Below are 17,469 nucleotides of genomic sequence, written 5' to 3'. Positions count from 1 at the left end.
GACTCAGCGCTCTGCGAAGCGATCGATCGCCCGCATGAGCGCATCACGGAACGCGTCGCTGCCCGTGTGGCCTGAGTCGTCGATGATGAAGAGCTCTGCGTCAGGCCACGCCTTGGCCAGCTCCCACGCCGTCACCGGCGGTCCGCCCATGTCCAGGCGGCCGTGCACCAGCACCCCCGGGATGCCCTTGAGGCGATGCGCGTTGCGCAGCAGTTCGCCTTCCTCCAGCCACGCCGCGTTGGAGAAGTAGTGCGCGCAGATCCGGACGAAGGCGAGCTTCGCCTCATCGGGACGGTCGCTGTACGCGCCCGGGTTGCCGTTGACCTCCATCGAGATGACGGCGTCCTCCCAGGCGAGCCAGTCATTGGCGGCCTTGGCGCGCACCTCGGGGTCGGGGTGCTCCATCAACCGGCCGTAGGCGGCCAGCAGGTCGCCGTCCCGCTCCGCCTCAGGCACGCCGTCGCGAAATCTCTCCCAAGCGTCCGGGAAGAACCGGCCGACGCCCCGATACAGCCAGTCGATCTCGGAGCGGCGCGTCGTGGTGACCGCGGGGATGATGATCTCTGATACCCGCTCGGGGTGCCGCTCGGCGTAGGCGAGGATCAGCGTCGAACCCCACGATCCGCCGTACAGCATCCAGCGCTCGATACCGAGGTGCCGGCGCAGCTGTTCCATGTCGCGCAGCAGGTGCTCGGTGGTGTTCACGCTCAGATCGGTGGCCGGATCGGCGGCGTTCGGCGTGCTGCGGCCGCAGCCGCGCTGGTCGAACCGCACCACCCGGAAACGGTCCGGATCGATGCCGCGCGGCCGCCTGAGGTTGGACCCGGCGCCGGGACCGCCGTGCACGATGAGCGCCGGCTTGTTGGCGGGATCGCCCCAGGCCTCCCAGTACACGAGGTTGCCGTCGCCGACATCGAGCATGCCGTGCTCGAAGTCGGTGTCCTGCCCGTCCTCGGTCTGTTCACTGTCTGCCGCGTTTGTCATTGCCACCTGAGCATCCTTACTGTCCGAAACCGAACGCCGCACCCGCCGGCCTCGACGACTATCTCAGGATTCGTCGTCCCCGGGGTCCGTCTGCTTGCGCGGGCGGCCGCGGCGCGGCAGGCCGCCTACTTCCTTCGGCATCCGTCCGGCCTGGCTCAGGCTCTGCCGCAGCAGGAACTCGATCTGCGCGGTGGTACTGCGCAACTCGTCCGCCGCCCACCGCACCAGCGCGTCGTGTACGGCCGGGTCGAGCCGCAGCAGGATCTGCTTGCGCTCAGTCAAGACCGCGGCTCACTGGTAGAGCGTGCCGGTGTTGACCACCGGCTGCGTCGCGTGCTCGCTGCACAGCACCACGAGCAGGTTGCTGACCATGGTGGCCTTGCGCTCCTCGTCCAGCTCGACGATCTCCTGCTCGCTAAGGCTATCGAGCGCGTCGCGCACCATGCCGACCGCGCCTTCCACCAGCCGCCGCCGGGCCGCGACCACGGCGTCGGCCTGCTGGCGGCGCAACATCACCTGGGCGATCTCCGGAGCGTAGGCGAGCCGGGTGATCCGCGATTCGATCACCGCGATGCCCGCGAGCTCCACCCGCTCCGAGATCTCCGCGCTCAGCCGCGCGGTGATCTCGTCGGCGTGCTGGCGTAGCGAGAGCCGCCCCTCCTCGCGCGCGTCGTACGGGTAGCCGGTGGCGATGTGCCGTACCGCGGTCTCGGTCTGGATCGCGACAAAGGCCGCGAAGTCATCCACCGAATAGACCGCCTTCGCGGTATCCCGCACCTGCCAGACCACCACCGCGGCCATCTCGATGGGGTTGCCGTCCGCGTCGTTGACCTTCAGCGTCGTGGTCTCATGGTTGCGCACCCGCGTGGAGACCTTGCGGCGCGCCGTGAACGGGTTCACCCAGCGCAACCCGGTCGCCCGCACCGTGCCGGTGTAGCGGCCGAACAGCGAGACCACCCGCGCCTGCCCCGGAAAGACTCCGGTCAGGCCGAACAGGTTGATCACCGCGAACACGTAGAGCACCGCGCCGGTGATCGCCGACCACGGCTTGCCGATCGCGGCTTGCAGCGACGCGGCGAGCGCGATCACCGCCAGGCTGGCCGCCAGCGGTCCCCAGCCGGTGACCGAGCGTGCTTCCCGCTCGCTGACCGGGGCCTCCGGCATGCGCACCGTGCGGCCGGCGCGGATCGAACCGGTCCCCGTTCCCGAGGTCGTCGACATCGTCGTTTCCTTTCCCCTGCGGTGCTTCCCTGCACCACCATCTATCATAGTGATATCACTTTTCCAGGGGTGGGGCGAGGGACTGTGACCGGGCTCACCGCCCGGACTGCGGTACTTCGGAGCAGCGCGCCTGAGGCGTGGGTTATCGTCGCCCGGACGTAACACGCTTGATGGAAGACATACAGACCATGACCGTGACCGGACCCGACCGCCTGCTTTCCGCGGTCCCGGCCCAGCCGACGCAGATCGCCGCCGACCCCGCGCGGCCCGTGGGCTCGCTGCCCGCCCAGCCCTCAGCCGACTTGTCCGCGCCGCCGGATGAGCGCGCGGCCTGGTGGCGCGAGGCGGTGATCTACCAGGTGTACATCCGGTCCTTCGCGGACGGGAACGGCGACGGAGTCGGCGACCTGCTGGGCATCCGCACGCGGCTGCCGTACCTGCGCGCCCTCGGTGTCGACGCGGTGTGGATCACGCCGTTCTACCCCTCCCCGATGGCGGACGGCGGTTACGACGTGGCCGACTACTGCGCGGTCGATCCGCTGTTCGGCACGCTCGGGGACTTCGACGCGCTGGTCGCCGAGGCGCACGCGGCCGGCCTACGCGTGATCGTGGACCTTGTGCCGAACCACACCTCGGACCGGCACCAGTGGTTCACCGAGGCGCTGGCCGCGCAGCCGGGCAGCGCGGCCCGCGAGCGGTACATCTTCCGGCCGGGTAAGGGCGAGCACGGCGAACTGCCGCCGAACTACTGGGAATCGGTGTTCGGCGGTCCGGCCTGGACGCGTGTCGTCGAGCGCGACGGCACGCCCGGCGAGTGGTACCTGCACCTGTTCGATCCCGCGCAGCCGGATCTGAACTGGCACAACCCGTGGGTGCGCGAACAGTTCGAGCAGATACTGGAGTTCTGGCTGGATCGGGGCGTCGACGGGTTCCGCGTCGACGTCGCGCACGGCATGATCAAACAGCAGGGGCTGCCGGACGTGGGTTACACCGGGCAGATCACCATGCTGGGCAGCGCGGTGCTGCCCTACTTCGACCAGGACGAGGTGCACCAGATCCACCGCTCGTGGCGGCGGATTCTCGACACCTATCCCGGCGAGCGGATCGCGGTCGCCGAGGCCTGGGCGCCGTCCCTGGACCGCCTGGCCGCGTACGTGCGCCCCGACGAGTTGCACCAGGCGTTCAACTTCCACTACCTCGGCACGCCGTGGGAAGCATCCGCACTGCGCACCGTGATCGACCAGTCGCTGGCCACCGCCGGGCTGGTCGGCGCGCCGTCCACGTGGGTGCTCTCCAACCACGACGTGCAGCGGCACGTGACCCGGTACGGCAGCGGGGAGGCCGGAGAGCGGCGGGCGCGCGCCGCGGCCCTGCTGATGCTGGCGCTACCGGGCTCGGCCTACGTGTATCAGGGCGAGGAGCTGGGGCTGGAAGAGGTCTTCGATCTGCCCGCCGAACTGCTGCAGGACCCGCAGCGGTTCCGCTCCGCGGACGGCAGCAGCGGCCGTGACGGCTGCCGGGTGCCGCTGCCGTGGAGCGGTTCCGCCCCGCCGTTCAACTTCACCCCGCTCGGCATCGCCGACGGCTGGCTGCCGGCCCCGGCGCACTGGGCGGCGCGCACCGTCGAGGCGCAGTGGCAGGACACTGACTCGATGCTCGGGCTCTACCGCGAGGCGCTGCGGCTGCGCCGGGAGCATCCGGCGCTCGGCGACGGCGGGCTGGAGTGGATCGACGCTCCGGCCGGCACGTTGGTGTTCAGCCGCGAGCCCGGATTCGTCTGCACCGTCAACACCGGCAGCGCACCGGTGGCGCTGCCCGTCCCCGGCACGCCGGTGCTCGCCAGCGGCCCGTTCGAACTCGTCGAACTCGAGGGCGCCCTGCCGCAGGCCGCGACAGCCCTCGGCGGCGAGGCGGCCGTGAGCGACGCGCCTGCTGCCGGCGCGGCCCACGCCAGTGCGCTGCTTCCGCCCGACACGGCGGTGTGGTGGGTGCGCTCCGTCTCGGATTGAGCGCGGCGCCACGACAAGCAGCACCAGGACAAGCAGCATCACGACAAGCAGCATCAAAGAAAGTGGCGCCAAGGCAAGCGGCATCGAAGCAAGACGCGACGCGCGTCCGCAGCGGTCCCCGTCACCGCTGCGGACCTGTCGCACTTTAAGCAGTTCGTCCCGTATTCAGCTGGTTAATGCTCGCCCCGGTCTCCCGTTCCCGTTGGTCCCCGCTTCCCGTTCGGTTCGGATCCGCCCTCGGATCGCCGCTCAGGCCGCCACGGAACGCGGACGCGGGATGCGGCGGCCGAAGGACCGCCCGAACCCGATCTCCCGGTCGGTTTCGCTCAGCCCGCCCCAGATGCCGAAGAGCTCCGGCGTCTGCAGCGCGTGATTGCGGCATTCCCGCAGCACCGGGCAGCTCGCGCACACCCGCTTCGCGGCGCCTTCCCGCACCTCGCGGTCGCGGATGCGCTCCTTCTCCGGGCCGAAGAACAGCCGCGCGTCCGAACCCTGGCAGGCGGCCCGCTCCTGCCAGCCCAGCCGCAGCTGGGCGACCGGGGGAATACGCGCCGCGTTACGCGCGGACCTGCGCTCGGGCAGCACCGCGACCGCCATCGCGGCCTCGTTCTGGCCCGCAGCGTGGCCCTGGCTCAAGTGCGCCGACCGTGCGCCCGCCTTCCCGCCGTGCGCCGATCCGCCCGTGGTGCCTTTGTCCGGCACAGCCATCTCGTCCACCAACACAGTCCCCTCCGAGTGTGTCCTGTCCGTAACAACGGACGCCGTGGCACCGGTGTTCCGTAGCTCCCGTCGCCGCCGCGTCAGTTGCCCCCCACAGTCGTTGAGACGACCGGACCGCCCGTATCGTTCCCGCTTTTTTCGAGCCGTGCGCCGAAAGGACCGACGTTCCGCATCGGCGCATATGACCTCTTCAACCACGCCGGGGCGGACTCGCGCCGGACATCGCCATCCCACGAATGGGTGGAAACGCCCCCGGCGTTCACCGATCCGGGCTAACTTACGATGCGGATCGGTTGCCACTCTGCGCTGATCTACCACACGCGCACCGTGAACGCCGCAGGAAGGAGTCCGGGCGATGCCGCAGGCGACACCGTCACGGCAGGGTCAGGCGCGCTCCACATCCCACGCATCTCACGCGGTACCGACACCGCAGCTGCCGTCCCCGCCCACAACGCGTGCGGGCGCGGGCCCGGCGGCCACGGGCAACAACGCGCTGCGGCAGTTGCGCCTGCGCCGCTTCTGGACGCAGGCCGACTTCGCCGCCGCCTTCGAGGCGCGCTCCCGGCAGATCGGCCGGCCGCTCTCGCTCTCGGTGCGGCAGGTGCGGCGCTGGGAGAGCGACAACCCGCCGCTGCCGCTGCCGGCGTACCAGGCGGTGCTTGAGGCATTGTTCGGCGTGCCGATCGAGCGGATGGGATTCCAGCCGCAATGGGCGCGCGAGGAGGCCGACCCACCCGATTCGGGCTCGGGTGGATCGGCGCACATGGGCAGGGGAGCAGGGGTCACGCGGTCGTTACGCGACCACGAGAGGCACGACCCGGTGAAGAGACGACAGTTCATGACGGGCGCGGTCGCGCTCGGTTCCGGCGGGCTGGCCGCCGCCGCTCCCGCATCCGCGCGGGCCGCGACCCGCGCTCCGTATCAGGGTTCGGCGCAGCAACAAAACCCGAAATATCAGGGTTCTCCATATCAGAACACGGCGAACCAGGCGATTTCGCAACAGCCTGAGGCCGCCGCCCGGCTCGCGGAGCAGCGCGCCGGCGTCACGCCCGGTGCCGCGGCCGTGGACTCGAGCCTGGTGGCCGGATATTCGGCGATCACCGCACAGCACCGCACCCTGTACTGGAGCGTGCCGGCCTCGGCGATGTTCGCCCCGGTCGCGGCGCATTCCGAACTCGGCATCGGCCTGCTGCGCGCGACCGAGTCCGCGGCGCTGCGCACCCGGCTGGCCCACCCGGTGGCCGAGACCGCGCTGCTGGCCGCGCGGCTGGCCTTCTTCGACCTCCAGCAGCCGAGGCTCGCGGACGGCTATTTCACCGTGGCCCTCGACGCGGCACGCGAGGCCGCCGACCGGGCGCTGACCGGCGCGGTGCTGGCGCACATGGCCTTCGTCCCGGCCTTCTGCGGCCGGGCGCGGCGGGCCAGGGACCTGATGGCGCTCGCGCACGACGAGGCGGCCGGAGCGATCGGGCCGACTCAGCGCTCCTGGATGTACGCGGTGGACTCCGAGATCGAGGCCAGGCTCGGCGCGGCGGCCTCGGCGGGCGACCTGATCGCGCGCTCGGAGGCGGCGCTCGGCGGGCTCGGCTCGGCGGGTGGCCCCGATCCGGACTGGCTCGACTTCTACGACGCTTCCCGCCTGGCCGGCTTCAAAGGCTTCTGCCAGATCGCCACCGGGCGCACCGGCGAGGCCGCCGCCTCGCTGGAACGCACCCTGCGCACGCTGCCCGCGACCGGTGCGAAGCAGCGCTCGATCACACTGGCGGACCTGGCGCACGTGCGCGCGCAACAGGGCGAGCTCGAGGAGTCCGCCAGACTGCTCGGCGGAGCGATCGCGCAACTGCACCGATCCTGGTACGCCACCGGAGTCGACCGAGTCGACGGCGTGCGGCGCAGGCTGGTGGCCATGAACGTGCCGCCGAGGGTGCTGGCCCCGGTGGACGAGGCCAGGCAGGCGCTGGAGGCGGTCCGGCCCTGACCGGCGGCGGGCGTGCCGCGCTCCGTTCGTCAGCGGAGCGCGGCACGCCTGATGCCGTTCGTGCCGCCGTGCGCGGTGTCAGCAGCCGTTCAAGCGGCCGCTGGGCGGAGCGCTGGGTGAAGGCCGTCAGGGTGCTGCGAGCGGTGCATACGGTGGGGCTGCGCGGCCGGCGTGGCAGGAACCGGAAAATCGGCCGCCTGGAGGGGGCGTCGTGCGCTATCGTCGCGACGCCGGTCTGTGACCGGCTCGCTGCATGAGTGTCCTGCTATCGGTATCGGCCCGTTGCCGGGCCGTCGCAGGCGTCAGCGATGCTCGACGTGCGGCGGCATCGCCGGGGAGTGCCGCCGCACCCGAGCCGCCTGTCAGCGCTTAGGCGTGGTGCCAGGTCGCCGAGAAGGACGTCCCGCCGGAGATCCCGCTGACCGAGGCCTTGGTCGTCCCCGAGCTGGTGACCATCGTGATCGAGGTCGGGTTCGAGGCGCCGAGCGAGCCGCCGTTGACCGTGGAACCGGTGAACGTCACGGTGCCGAAGTTCGCCAGCGGCAGCACTCCGCTGGACGAGGACGGCGCCTCCGCGATGACCTCCGCCGAGGAACGCGCCAGCGAGGAGTTGGTCTGGTTGACCGTGTGGCTCCAGCCGCGGGTGGTGTCGGCCAGGTAGAGGGTGAACGCTCCGGAGGAGGTCGCGGTGACCCGGGAGACGATCGTGTCTCCGGCCGCGACCGTGTTGTTGAAGTAGACCGGGCTGGCCGGGTACATCTCGTACCACGCGTACTGGGACGCCCTGCCGCCCGAGCACAGCACCAGGGTGCCGGTCTGCTCGACCGAGGAGCTCGCGTATCCGTCGAGCCCGGTCCAGAAGCTGGCGTACGACGTGGTCGAGCCGCAGCTGGCGCCGGGCTCGCGCCAGGTCGAGCTGACCGAGGTGTACTTCGTGGAGTGCGCGGCGTAGCCGGCCCAGTTGGTGCTGGTGGCGAACTTCAGGCCGGACGCGGCGCCCGGGTGCAGGCGCGCGCCGGCCGCGTGCGGGGAGAAGTCGAGCCCGGCCAGCGCCGCGGCGGCGCCGCCGGCCGAGACCGGGACGGCGAACAACGCGAACGAGCCGATCAGCAGTGCGCTGAGGCCGGCCCGCGCCGAGCGGCGGGCGGGTAGGCCGGTGCGGGGCGCGACGCGGGATATCGGGCGCAAACGCATGGATGCTCCTTGTGGGTGGGAAGGAGCGCGAATCCCGGACGGCGGTCGCCGCCCGAACGGTTCACGCGGCTGTATCTGACGTTAACTCAGAACTCGATGACCGGAAAGAGGAGGTTGCACCGATTCGCCGCAAGAGTCGCTCCGGCGATCACTGTGACGATGACTGCGGCGATCACTGCGGCGATGACTGTGGCGTTCACTCCGGTGGCGCCTGCGCCGGGCGCGGCGGCTGTCAACGCGATGAGTCATTCCGGCCACTGGTGGCAGGATTGCGGTATGCGCGGCACGTTGCGGGTCTATGTGGGCGCGGCTCCGGGCGTCGGGAAGACATACAAGATGCTGGAGGAGGCGCACCGGCGGATCGAGCGCGGCGCGGACGTGGTCGTGGCCTGGGTCGAGACCTACGCCCGCCCGCACACGATCGCGCTGGCTGAGGGCCTGCCGCTGGTACCGCCGCTGACGCGCGCCTATCGCGGCCGCGAGCTGCGCGAGATGGACCTGGACGCGGTGTTGGCCCGCCGCCCGCAGGTGGCGCTGGTCGACGAGCTGGCGCACGCCAACGTCCCCGGCGGCCGGCACGCCAAGCGCTGGCAGGACGTGCAGGAGCTACTGGACGCCGGGATCGAAGTGATCACCACGGTGAACGTGCAGCACCTGGAATCGCTCAGCGACGTGGTGGAGCGGATCACCGGGGTCCCGCAGCGAGAAACCGTGCCGGACGAGGTGGTGCGCGCCGCCGACCAGATCGAGCTGGTGGACATGTCCCCGGAGGCGCTGCGCCGTCGGCTCGCCCACGGCAACGTCTACCCGGCCGACCGCATCGACGCGGCGCTCGGGAACTACTTCCGGCTCGGCAATCTCACCGCGCTGCGCGAGCTGGCGCTGCTGTGGGTCGCCGACCGCGTCGACGAGGTCTTGCAGCGCTACCGGGAGGATCATCGGATCGACTCGGTGTGGGAGGCGCGCGAGCGCGTGGTCGTCGCGCTGCCCGGGGACGGATCGGGGGACCTGTTGATCCGCCGTGCCGCGCGCATCGCGCAGCGCTCGATCAAGGCGGTGCGCAATCAGGAGCCTGGCTCCGCGATCGCCGGGGCCGCGGGGCCCGAGTTGCTGGCGGTCCATGTCGCCCGCTCGGACGGCCTCGCGGCGGACACCAGCCCGACGGCCCTGGCCGCGCAGCGGCATCTGGTCGAATCGCTCGGCGGGACCTATCACACCGTGGTCGGTGACGACGTGCCACGGGCACTGCTGGAGTTCGCCAGGGCAGTGAACGCGACGCAGCTGGTGCTCGGAACGTCGCGCCGCAACCGACTCAGCCGGCTGTTCACCGGTCGCGGCGTCGGCGAGAGCACGATCCGGCTCTCCGGCGACATCGACGTGCACATGGTGACGCACGAAGACCCGCAACAGGTTCGGCGGCGTACCGCATGGCTGCCGCCCAACCCACTGCGCGAAGCCGCTTGGGGACACACGCGCTGGCGCGGACCCGCAGCCGCACTGCTCGTGCCGCCGATCATCACCGCGGTGCTCGCGCAGGTGCCGCACGGCGGGCTGAACCTGACCAGCCAGGTGCTCATCTTCCTGGTCGCCACAGTGGCCATCGCGCGGCTCGGCGGGCTGCTCTCGGCGCTGATCGCGGCGCTGTGGGGCTCGCTGCTGCTCAATTACTACTTCATCACCCCCGTCCACACCTTCACGATCGACGAGGGCAACAACGTCTTCGCGCTGATCGTCTTCGCCCTCGTCGCGCTGACCGTGGCCTCCGTGGTCGACCTCGCGATCAAGCAGACCCGCCGCGCCGCCAGCGCCTCCGCCGAGGCGGAGACCCTCGGCGCGTTCGCGGTCTCGGTGCTGCGCGGCGACGAGGCCATCAGCGCCCTGCTCGAGCGGTTCCGCGAGACCTTCGCGATGGCTTCCGTCGCTCTCTTGCAGAGATCCGACGCGGAAGGGCCGCGATCACCGCAGACCGGGCCTGGGGACGCGCATCCGCCCGACGTGAACGACGACCCGGGGCGCTGGACGCTGGTGGCCAGCACCGGGGCCGATCCGGCGCTCTGCCCGGGCCAGGCCGACACGGTGGTCGAGGCCGGCCGCGACGCGGTGATCGTGCTGCGCGGGCGCACGCTGCCTGCGGACGACCAGCGCGTGCTCAACGCGTTCGCCGCGCAGGCCACCGCGGCCCTGGAGCGCCGCCGGCTCTCCCGCAGCGCCGCCGAGGCGGAGAGCCTGGCGGCCGCGGACCGGATGCGCACGGCGCTGCTGGCGGCCGTCTCGCACGATCTGCGCACCCCGCTCGCCGCGGCCAAGGCGGCGATCGGCACGCTGCGCGACCCGGACCTCGACGTGCCCGCCGACGACCGCGCGGAACTGCTGGAAGCCGCCGACCAGTCACTCGACCGGCTCACCCGGCTGGTCGAGAACCTGCTGGACATGTCCCGCCTCCAGGCCGGGTCGATCAAGCTGCGCCTGGAGGCGGTGGCGGCCGCCGACGTCCTCCCGCGCGCCCTCGACGAGGTCCCCGACGCCGCCGCGAGGGTCGGCCTCGCCCCGGTGCCGCCCTCCGTCCCGCCCGCGCTGGCCGACGGCGCGCTGCTCGAACGGGTCGTGGCCAACCTGGTCGGCAACGCGGTCAAGCACACCGCCTCGCCGGTCACCGTCGCGGTATCAGCACTCGGCCGATGGGTGGAGATCCGGGTGATCGACCGCGGCCCCGGCATCCGGCCGGCCGATCGCGACCTGGTGTTCCGGCCCTTCCAGCGGCTCGGCGACCGGGACAACACCGCCGGCGTCGGGCTCGGCCTCGCGCTGGCCCGCGGCCTGGTCGAGGCGATGGGCGGCACCCTCACGCCGGAGGACACGCCCGGCGGCGGTGTCACGATGGTGGTGTCGCTGCCCGCGGCCGAGACCGTCGGCGCGATCGAACCGGCGGCGCAGGACGCCGACGAGGACCCGGCGCCGCTCGGACCGGCCGCGGCCGCAGGGTTCGACGAGCCTCAAGACAGGGAGTCGCTGACGTGATCCGCGTGCTCGTGGTGGACGACGAGCCCCAGCTGCTGCGCGCGATGCGCATCAACCTCACCGCGCGCCGCTACGAGGTGGTCGTCGCGGCCGACGGCGCCGGCGCGCTCGACGCGGCGGCCAAACACCTTCCCGACGTGGTCGTCCTGGACCTCGGCCTGCCCGACATGGACGGCACCGACGTGATCGCCGGCCTGCGCGGCTGGACCAAGGTGCCGATCCTGGTCCTGTCCGGCCGCGCGGACTCCGCGGACAAGGTGGACGCGCTCGACGCCGGCGCCGACGACTACGTCACCAAGCCGTTCTCCATGGACGAGCTGATGGCCCGGCTACGGGCCCTGATCCGCCGCAGCGAGAGCGAGACCGCGGCCGAGCCCGCCGTGACCATCGGCCACTACACCGTGGACCTGGCCGCCAAAACGGTGCAGCGGCGCCCCGGCGCGCCCGAGCAGACGCCCGAACAGGTGCATCTGACAAAAACCGAATGGGCGGTGCTTGAGGTACTGGTCCGAAATCCCGGTCGGCTCGTCTCCGGCAAGCAGCTGCTGCAACAGGTGTGGGGCCCGGCGTATCAGTCGGAGACCAACTACCTGAGGTTCTATTTGGCGAAGCTGCGCCAGAAGCTCGAACCGGAGCCCTCCCACCCGCGACAACTGCTTACCGAGCCCGGCATGGGCTATCGCTTCGAACCGTGAGAAATTCCAACGTGCAATAGCACACATCCATCGCTGAGTTCGGCGATTGGTCCGATTCGGTCCGAGGTCGGTGTTATCCTGAAAGCACGTTAAAGGCACGATGCGGCTGCGGCTTGCATCTGCACTTGACTGAGGGCAGGTCCGGGGTGGATTCTTGCCCTGCTCAGCGTATGGGTGTTCGGTGCCGGATCTTCTGGTCGGGTGGGAGCATCGCAGAGCCCATACATCAGCGTAGCGCCACGGCGCCCCGGACGAGGGGAGGCGAATGATGGAACCCAGTAGTCCCGGCCATAGTACGGGCCCTGTGAGAACGGGATCCGTCGACGCGCACACGCCCTCATCCGATTCCGGCGTCCGTCGCGCGCCGAGCCGCTGACCTTCGAGAGACCCCGCAGCGTAGGTACCGAACGCGCCCTTTTCAGGGTGCGTCGGGTAGCCGCACGCGCATCCTCAGGTCCGCCGCGCTAGGCCTTGACGCACGCTGCCTGACCACACGTGCGTGCTCGCCCGTGCCAAGCTTCCCCCTGGCGCGGACGTGTGCGTGGCGTGAGGAAGGACCGCGCACCATGACCGACCTCATCATTGCCCCCGGCGCAGCGCACACCCGCAGCGCGGTGCCGACCAAGAGCGCAGTGCTCGACGACGCCCACGTCGGCGACATCCGCGGGGCGCTCGGCACCATCAAGCACGGCGACACCGCGGCCCGCCAGGGCCTGTCCGCCAAGTTCAAGACCCTGCTGGCCATCGTCGGCCCTGGCCTGATCGTCATGTGCGGCGACAACGACGCCGGCGCCTTCTCCACCTACGGCCAGAGCGGCCAGAACTACGGCACCCACCTGCTGTGGGTGCTGCTCCTGCTGGTACCGGTGCTCTACGTGAACCAGGAGATGGTGGTCCGCCTCGGCGCGGTCACCGGCGTCGGGCACGGCAAGCTGATCATGGAGCGGTTCGGCCGCTTCTGGGGCGCGTTCAGCGTCATCGACCTCTTCCTCCTCAACGCCCTGACGCTGGTGACCGAGTTCATCGGGATCACCCTCGCGGTCGGATACCTCGGCCTGCCCAAGGCGCCCTCGGTGATCGCGGCCGGAGTGGTCGTCATCGCGGCCGCCTCCACCGGCTCGTTCCGCCGCTTCGAGCGTGTCGTGATCACACTGTGCGCCGGCAGCCTGCTGCTCATCCCGATCGCGCTGATGCTGCACCCGAGCGCGGGGCAGATGGCGCACGGCTTCCTGGTGCCGCAGATGCCTGGCGGCGGCGGCCAGGAGGCCGCGGTGATGTTGCTGATCATCGGCCTGGTCGGCACGACGGTTGCGCCGTGGCAGCTGTTCTTCCAGCAGTCCTACGTCATCGACAAGCGGATCACCCCGCGCTTCATCAAGTACGAGAAGGCCGACCTGTGGATCGGCATCGTCGTGGTGGTGATCGGGGCGGCGGCGATCATCGGCTTCTCCGCGGCCGCGGTCGCGAACACGAAGTTCGCCGGCCACTTCGGCGACGCGCAAGGACTGGCGCAGGCCATCTCCGCCCGGGCCGGGCATGTCGCGGGCATCCTGTTCGCCATCGCGCTGCTGGACTCGTCGATCATCGGCGCCTTCGCGGTGTCCCTCTCCACCGCCTACGCGGCCGGCGACACGCTGGGCATCAACCACTCGCTGCACCGCGGCGTGAAGCAGGCCAAGGGCTTCTACGCGGTGTACGTCGGCCTCATCGCGGTGGCCGCGACGATCGTGCTGATCCCCGGCTCGCCGCTCGGCCTGATCACCAACGGGGTGCAGGCGATGGCGGGTGTGCTGCTGCCCTCCGCCTCGGTGTACCTGCTGGTGCTGTGCAACGACAAGCAGGTGCTCGGTCCCTGGGTCAACGGCCGCAAGACGAACATGTTCACCGGCGCCGTGCTGGCTGTCCTGGTCACCCTGTCGATCATCCTGACGCTGGCCGTGCTCGACCCGCGGCTGACGGCCGGTCAGATCCTCGACATCATCGCGGGCTGCGGCGTGCTCAGTGTGACGTTCGCGGGCTACGCGCTGCTGAGCCGGCGCAGGAATTCGGCGCAGGAGATCGACCGCACCGGCGCGCTGGACTGGCGGATGCCGCCGCTGTCCGTGATCGGCCGCGCCGCGATGCCGACGAGCCGCAAGGTCGGCATGTCGGTCCTGCGCCTGTACCTGGCCCTCGCCTCGGTGCTCGTCGTGGTGAAGATCGTGGAGATGGCACTGCATCAGTGACCGCCTGCTGTGATCCGTCACAGTGCGAGTGACTCTGACGCATCAGGAGTCACAGGAGTTCGTCCGAAAGTATGGAGAAACCCTGAAAAGTCTGGGCTGCCGTCAGATCGGCTCGCTAAGCTCCCGCCGAACGGGGACCGGATGCACGTGCCGACGCGTCGTGCATCCGGTCGAGCGATCCAGCGTCAGGAGTTCAGACCGTGCCCACTCCCACGCCCGCGCGTCCGATCGAGGCCGTGGTCTTCGACGTAGGGGAGACCCTGGTCGACGAAACCGTCGAGTACCACGCCTGGGCCGACTGGCTCGGCGTGCCGAGGCACACCTTCTCCGCGGTCTTCGGCGCCGTGATCGGCGCGGGACGGGACCACCGCGAGGTGTTCGAGTACTTCCGCCCCGGCTTCGACCTGGATGCGGAGCGCGAGCGGCGGGCCGAGGCCGGGCGGCCCGAGGGCTACGGCGAGCGGGACCTGTACCCGGACGCCCGGCCGGCCATGGCCGCGCTGCGCGAGGCCGGGTATCTGGTGATCATCGCGGCGAACCAGACCCGCCGCTCGCACCGGATCCTCGACTCGCTGCGGCTGCCGGTGGACCTGGTGACCACCTCGGACACCTGGGGCGTGGCCAAGCCGGATCCGCGCTTCTTCACCAAGGTCATCGAGGCCTGCCGCACCATGCGCCCGGACGCGGCCCCCGAACGGATCTGCTACGTGGGCGACCGGCTCGACAACGACATGCGCCCGGCCTGGGAGGCGGGACTGCGTACCGCACACATCAGGCGCGGGCCGTGGGGCCACGTTGTGGCCGATCACAGCGACCTGGTCGCCAAGGCCGACTTCCGGCTGACGAGCCTGACCGAACTGCCGGCCCTGCTCGCCGAGTCCTGACCCCGCTTCCGGGCCGCCGGCGCAAAGAGCCCGCCACGAGCCGAACACGAGATCGCAACCCGATATCCGCAGAGCGTTCGCAGGGAATATGGTGGAAGCGGATCTCTGAGGGCGGGGACAACGGCGGATGGGGGCGTACTCAGCTGTGGCGACGACGACCGCGAACGTGTCGGCGGGCATAGGCGGGACCGGGTCCTCGATCGGTCCGGCGGCGCAGCCCGATCCCGACCCGCCGCAGGCGGTCAAAGGTCGCAGACGCCTGACGACGCCGGCCCGGCTGTGGGTCGCGCTGACCGCCGCGGTCGTGGCCTTCCTCGGCATCGGCGGCGCCTGCGCCGGAACGCTCGCCGCGCGGCAGGCCGCGGAGACGAACGCGGCCGGCACCTCCGAGCGGCTGGTGCAGAACGTCAACGAGCTCTACCACGCGCTCGCCGAGGCGGACGCCACCGCCGCGACCGCGCTGCTGGTCGGCCCGGTACCGCCGACCCGGCTGATCGACCTCTACAACAGCGACATCAACCAGGCGGTCGCCGCGCTCTCGACGGCCTCGCGCGAGCTGGCCGGAGACAGCACGGCCTCGGCGCAGCTGAGCGAGGTGGCCGGTCAACTGCCGATCTACACGGCGTACATCGCGACCGCGCAAGCCAATAACCGCTTCAGCTTCTCGGTCTCCGGCGGGTATCTGCACGAGGCCTCGAAACTGATGCAGAGCCAGATCCTCCATGAGGTGCGCACCGTCGCCGACGAGCAGTCGGCCGCGCAGCGCTCCGGGCAGTCGGACGTCTCCGGCTTTCCGATCTGGATCCTGGTCGCGGCGGTGCTTGCGGCGGTGGTGCTGGTCCTCGTCGGCCGCGAGCTGTCCCGCAGCACCCGGCGGCGCTTCAACTCTGGCATCGTCGTCGGCGCGGCGATCGCGCTCTTCGTCGTCTTCTGGTCCCTCGGCGCGACCTCCTCGGCCGGGAACGCCGCGAACCGCGCGCAGGCGGACTTCGACAAGGTGGCCACGACGCTGTGGGACCGCGACAGCCTCGCGCTCGCCGACTCCTTCCAGTCGCTCACCCTGGTCGACCGCGGCGCGGACGACGGAACCGACGCCCAGAACCAGGCCAAAGCCCTCGCCGGCGTCAACTCGGCGGCCCTCAACGGCGACGCGGCCGCGCTGTACGGCAAGCTCAAGCAGCAGCTGGCCAACGTGCGCAGCGCGTCCGACAAGGGCGACTACTACAAGGCGGTCGACCTGATCGTCGGACACGACGCGAAGGCGAGCCCGGACACGGCGAGCGCCGACGCCGCGGACTTGGACAAGGCACTGGTCAAGACCTTCAACGCGGATCAGGCCGCATACACCTCCAACGCGAACGCGGCCGAGTCGGCGCTCAGTGCAGGCCTGTGGGGCGGCTTGATCGGCGGAGTGCTCGCGGCGCTCGCGGCCGCGTACGGCGTCAACCGGCGGCTGGCGGAGTACCGATGAACGCGCCGATGATCAGACGGGGAAACGGAGAGCCGGACATGGTGACGACGAGCCGGCGCGCCGACGCCGCACGCCTGCGCGGCAAGGCGAGGGCGGCCGCGCTGCTCACCGCCGCCGCGAGCGCGACGGCGCTGGCGCTCGTCGTCTCGGCGTGCAGCGGCGGCACGGTCGCCGTCGGGGCGCAACCGACTGTCGCGCTGCCCCAACCCGGCGCGGTCGTGACCGGTTCGCCCTCCGCGGCACCGACCGCGGGCCCCGCCACGTGCAACACGAACGCGCTCTCCTACCGTCCGACCGCGGGCGACGCGTCCAGTGCGGCGGTGAACAGCATCAAGAAGCGCGGCAAGCTCATCGTCGGAGTGGCTGAGGACGAATACCTCACCGGCTACCTCGACGCCTCCGGCAACGAGACCGGCTTCGACGTGGAGATCGCGAAGCAGGTCGAGCAGGCCATCTTCGGCACCCAGGACGCCGCGCACATCCAGTTCCGCGCCGTCACCAACGCTGAGCGCATCACCGCGCTGCAGACCGACGACTCGGCGCGCGCCGTCGACATGGTCGTGGACACCTTCACGATCACCTGCGACCGCGCGAAGCAGGTCCAGTTCTCCACCGTCTACTACAACGCCTACCAGCGCCTGCTCGTGCTGAAGAACAGCGGCTACCGGAACCTCGACGACCTCGGCGGCAAGAAGGTCTGCGCCCAGAAGGGCTCGACCTCGATCCAGACGCTCTTGGCCTACAGGTCGCATCCGGTGCCCTACGGGGTCACCAATCTGACTGATTGCCTCGTCGCGCTGCAGCAGGGCCAGGTGGACGCGATCTCGACTGACGACACCATCCTGGCCGGGCTCGCGCTGCAGGACCCCAACACCGTGGTGATCGGCGACCGGGTCGAGCCCGAGCCGTACGGCATCGCGGTCTCGCCCGCGAACACCGACCTGATCCGCTACATCAACGGCGTGCTGGAGACGATCCGCGGCAACGGCCAGTGGCAGAAGATCTACCAGAGTTCGCTGGGATCGGTCCTCGGGCCGCAACAACCGCCCGCTGCGCAATACGCTGACTAA

General features: G+C 70.7%; 13 protein-coding genes. 8 read left to right on the top strand and 5 right to left on the bottom strand.

From position 1 onward, the window contains the following. Positions 1–3 precede the first annotated feature (3 nt). The 3 genes from pip to VFA06_RS00160 form a co-directional block, all read right to left on the bottom strand. A complete protein-coding gene (gene pip, locus VFA06_RS00170) occupies positions 4–984 on the bottom strand; it encodes a prolyl aminopeptidase (protein ID WP_324838290.1) in 981 nt (326 codons plus the stop codon). A 63-nt stretch (positions 985–1,047) separates the two neighbouring features. Beyond that, positions 1,048–1,266: a hypothetical protein gene (locus tag VFA06_RS00165; protein WP_324838246.1), complete on the bottom strand. Its 219-nt coding sequence runs from the start codon at positions 1,264–1,266 to the stop codon at positions 1,048–1,050. A 9-nt stretch (positions 1,267–1,275) separates the two neighbouring features. Then, positions 1,276–2,205, bottom strand: a complete 930-nt coding sequence (locus VFA06_RS00160) for an SPFH domain-containing protein (RefSeq protein ID WP_324838245.1) — start codon at positions 2,203–2,205, stop codon at positions 1,276–1,278. Between the two features lie 188 nt (positions 2,206–2,393). On the opposite strand from VFA06_RS00160, the gene VFA06_RS00155 reads away from it, so the two are divergent. After that, positions 2,394–4,214 carry a glycoside hydrolase family 13 protein gene (locus VFA06_RS00155; protein WP_324838244.1) on the top strand — a complete coding sequence of 607 codons (1,821 nt, stop codon included), beginning with the start codon at positions 2,394–2,396 and terminating at the stop codon, positions 4,212–4,214. A 249-nt stretch (positions 4,215–4,463) separates the two neighbouring features. Here the strand turns inward: VFA06_RS00155 and VFA06_RS25785 are convergent, their stop codons facing one another. Beyond that, positions 4,464–4,922, bottom strand: a complete 459-nt coding sequence (locus VFA06_RS25785) for a WhiB family transcriptional regulator (protein WP_349259989.1) — start codon at positions 4,920–4,922, stop codon at positions 4,464–4,466. A 367-nt stretch (positions 4,923–5,289) separates the two neighbouring features. Here VFA06_RS25785 and VFA06_RS00145 point away from each other — a divergent pair, with 367 nt between their 5' ends. Next, positions 5,290–6,912, top strand: coding sequence for a helix-turn-helix transcriptional regulator (locus tag VFA06_RS00145; protein WP_324838243.1), 1,623 nt, complete (start codon positions 5,290–5,292; stop codon positions 6,910–6,912). A gap of 369 nt (positions 6,913–7,281) precedes the next feature. Here the strand turns inward: VFA06_RS00145 and VFA06_RS00140 are convergent, their stop codons facing one another. Further along, the gene (locus tag VFA06_RS00140) at positions 7,282–8,106 is read right to left on the bottom strand and encodes a G1 family glutamic endopeptidase (protein ID WP_324838242.1); all 825 of its coding nucleotides are present in this window, start codon (positions 8,104–8,106) and stop codon (positions 7,282–7,284) included. A gap of 276 nt (positions 8,107–8,382) precedes the next feature. Between VFA06_RS00140 and VFA06_RS00135 the strand changes: the two genes are divergently transcribed. The 6 genes from VFA06_RS00135 to VFA06_RS00110 all read left to right on the top strand — a co-directional run bounded on the left by VFA06_RS00135 (position 8,383) and on the right by VFA06_RS00110 (position 17,469). After that, positions 8,383–11,124 (top strand): ATP-binding protein, encoded by a 2,742-nt coding sequence (locus tag VFA06_RS00135; RefSeq protein ID WP_324838241.1) that lies wholly within the window; start codon positions 8,383–8,385, stop codon positions 11,122–11,124. After that, the gene (locus VFA06_RS00130; RefSeq protein WP_324838240.1) at positions 11,121–11,819 is read left to right on the top strand and encodes a response regulator; all 699 of its coding nucleotides are present in this window, start codon (positions 11,121–11,123) and stop codon (positions 11,817–11,819) included. The genes VFA06_RS00135 and VFA06_RS00130 overlap by 4 nt, the downstream gene beginning before the upstream one ends. 566 nt (positions 11,820–12,385) lie before the next feature. Then, positions 12,386–14,044, top strand: a complete 1,659-nt coding sequence (locus VFA06_RS00125) for an NRAMP family divalent metal transporter (RefSeq protein ID WP_324838239.1) — start codon at positions 12,386–12,388, stop codon at positions 14,042–14,044. 200 nt (positions 14,045–14,244) lie between these two features. Beyond that, complete coding sequence (locus VFA06_RS00120) at positions 14,245–14,928, top strand: HAD family hydrolase (protein WP_324838238.1); 684 nt, start codon at positions 14,245–14,247, stop codon at positions 14,926–14,928. Between the two features lie 145 nt (positions 14,929–15,073). Beyond that, complete coding sequence (locus tag VFA06_RS00115; protein ID WP_324838237.1) at positions 15,074–16,399, top strand: hypothetical protein; 1,326 nt, start codon at positions 15,074–15,076, stop codon at positions 16,397–16,399. Positions 16,400–16,437: 38 nt separating this feature from the next. Continuing rightward, on the top strand, positions 16,438–17,469 hold the full coding sequence (locus VFA06_RS00110) for a glutamate ABC transporter substrate-binding protein (RefSeq protein WP_324838236.1): 1,032 nt from the start codon (positions 16,438–16,440) through the stop codon (positions 17,467–17,469).

The organism is Actinocrinis sp. (assembly GCF_035653575.1).
Taxonomy (GTDB): domain Bacteria; phylum Actinomycetota; class Actinomycetes; order Streptomycetales; family Catenulisporaceae; genus Actinocrinis.
This window is presented reverse-complemented; position numbering and strand designations above follow the sequence as displayed.

Excerpts from the sequence above, each read along its gene's own strand:
- pip (WP_324838290.1), bottom strand. The coding sequence starts at position 984 with ATGACAAACGCGGCAGACAGTGAACAGACCGAGGACGGGCAGGACACC.
- VFA06_RS00160 (WP_324838245.1), bottom strand. The coding sequence starts at position 2,205 with ATGTCGACGACCTCGGGAACGGGGACCGGTTCGATCCGCGCCGGCCGC.
- VFA06_RS00155 (WP_324838244.1), top strand. The coding sequence starts at position 2,394 with ATGACCGTGACCGGACCCGACCGCCTGCTTTCCGCGGTCCCGGCCCAG.
- VFA06_RS25785 (WP_349259989.1), bottom strand. The coding sequence starts at position 4,922 with ATGGCTGTGCCGGACAAAGGCACCACGGGCGGATCGGCGCACGGCGGG.
- VFA06_RS00145 (WP_324838243.1), top strand. The coding sequence starts at position 5,290 with ATGCCGCAGGCGACACCGTCACGGCAGGGTCAGGCGCGCTCCACATCC.
- VFA06_RS00140 (WP_324838242.1), bottom strand. The coding sequence starts at position 8,106 with ATGCGTTTGCGCCCGATATCCCGCGTCGCGCCCCGCACCGGCCTACCC.
- VFA06_RS00135 (WP_324838241.1), top strand. The coding sequence starts at position 8,383 with ATGCGCGGCACGTTGCGGGTCTATGTGGGCGCGGCTCCGGGCGTCGGG.
- VFA06_RS00125 (WP_324838239.1), top strand. The coding sequence starts at position 12,386 with ATGACCGACCTCATCATTGCCCCCGGCGCAGCGCACACCCGCAGCGCG.
- VFA06_RS00110 (WP_324838236.1), top strand. The coding sequence starts at position 16,438 with ATGGTGACGACGAGCCGGCGCGCCGACGCCGCACGCCTGCGCGGCAAG.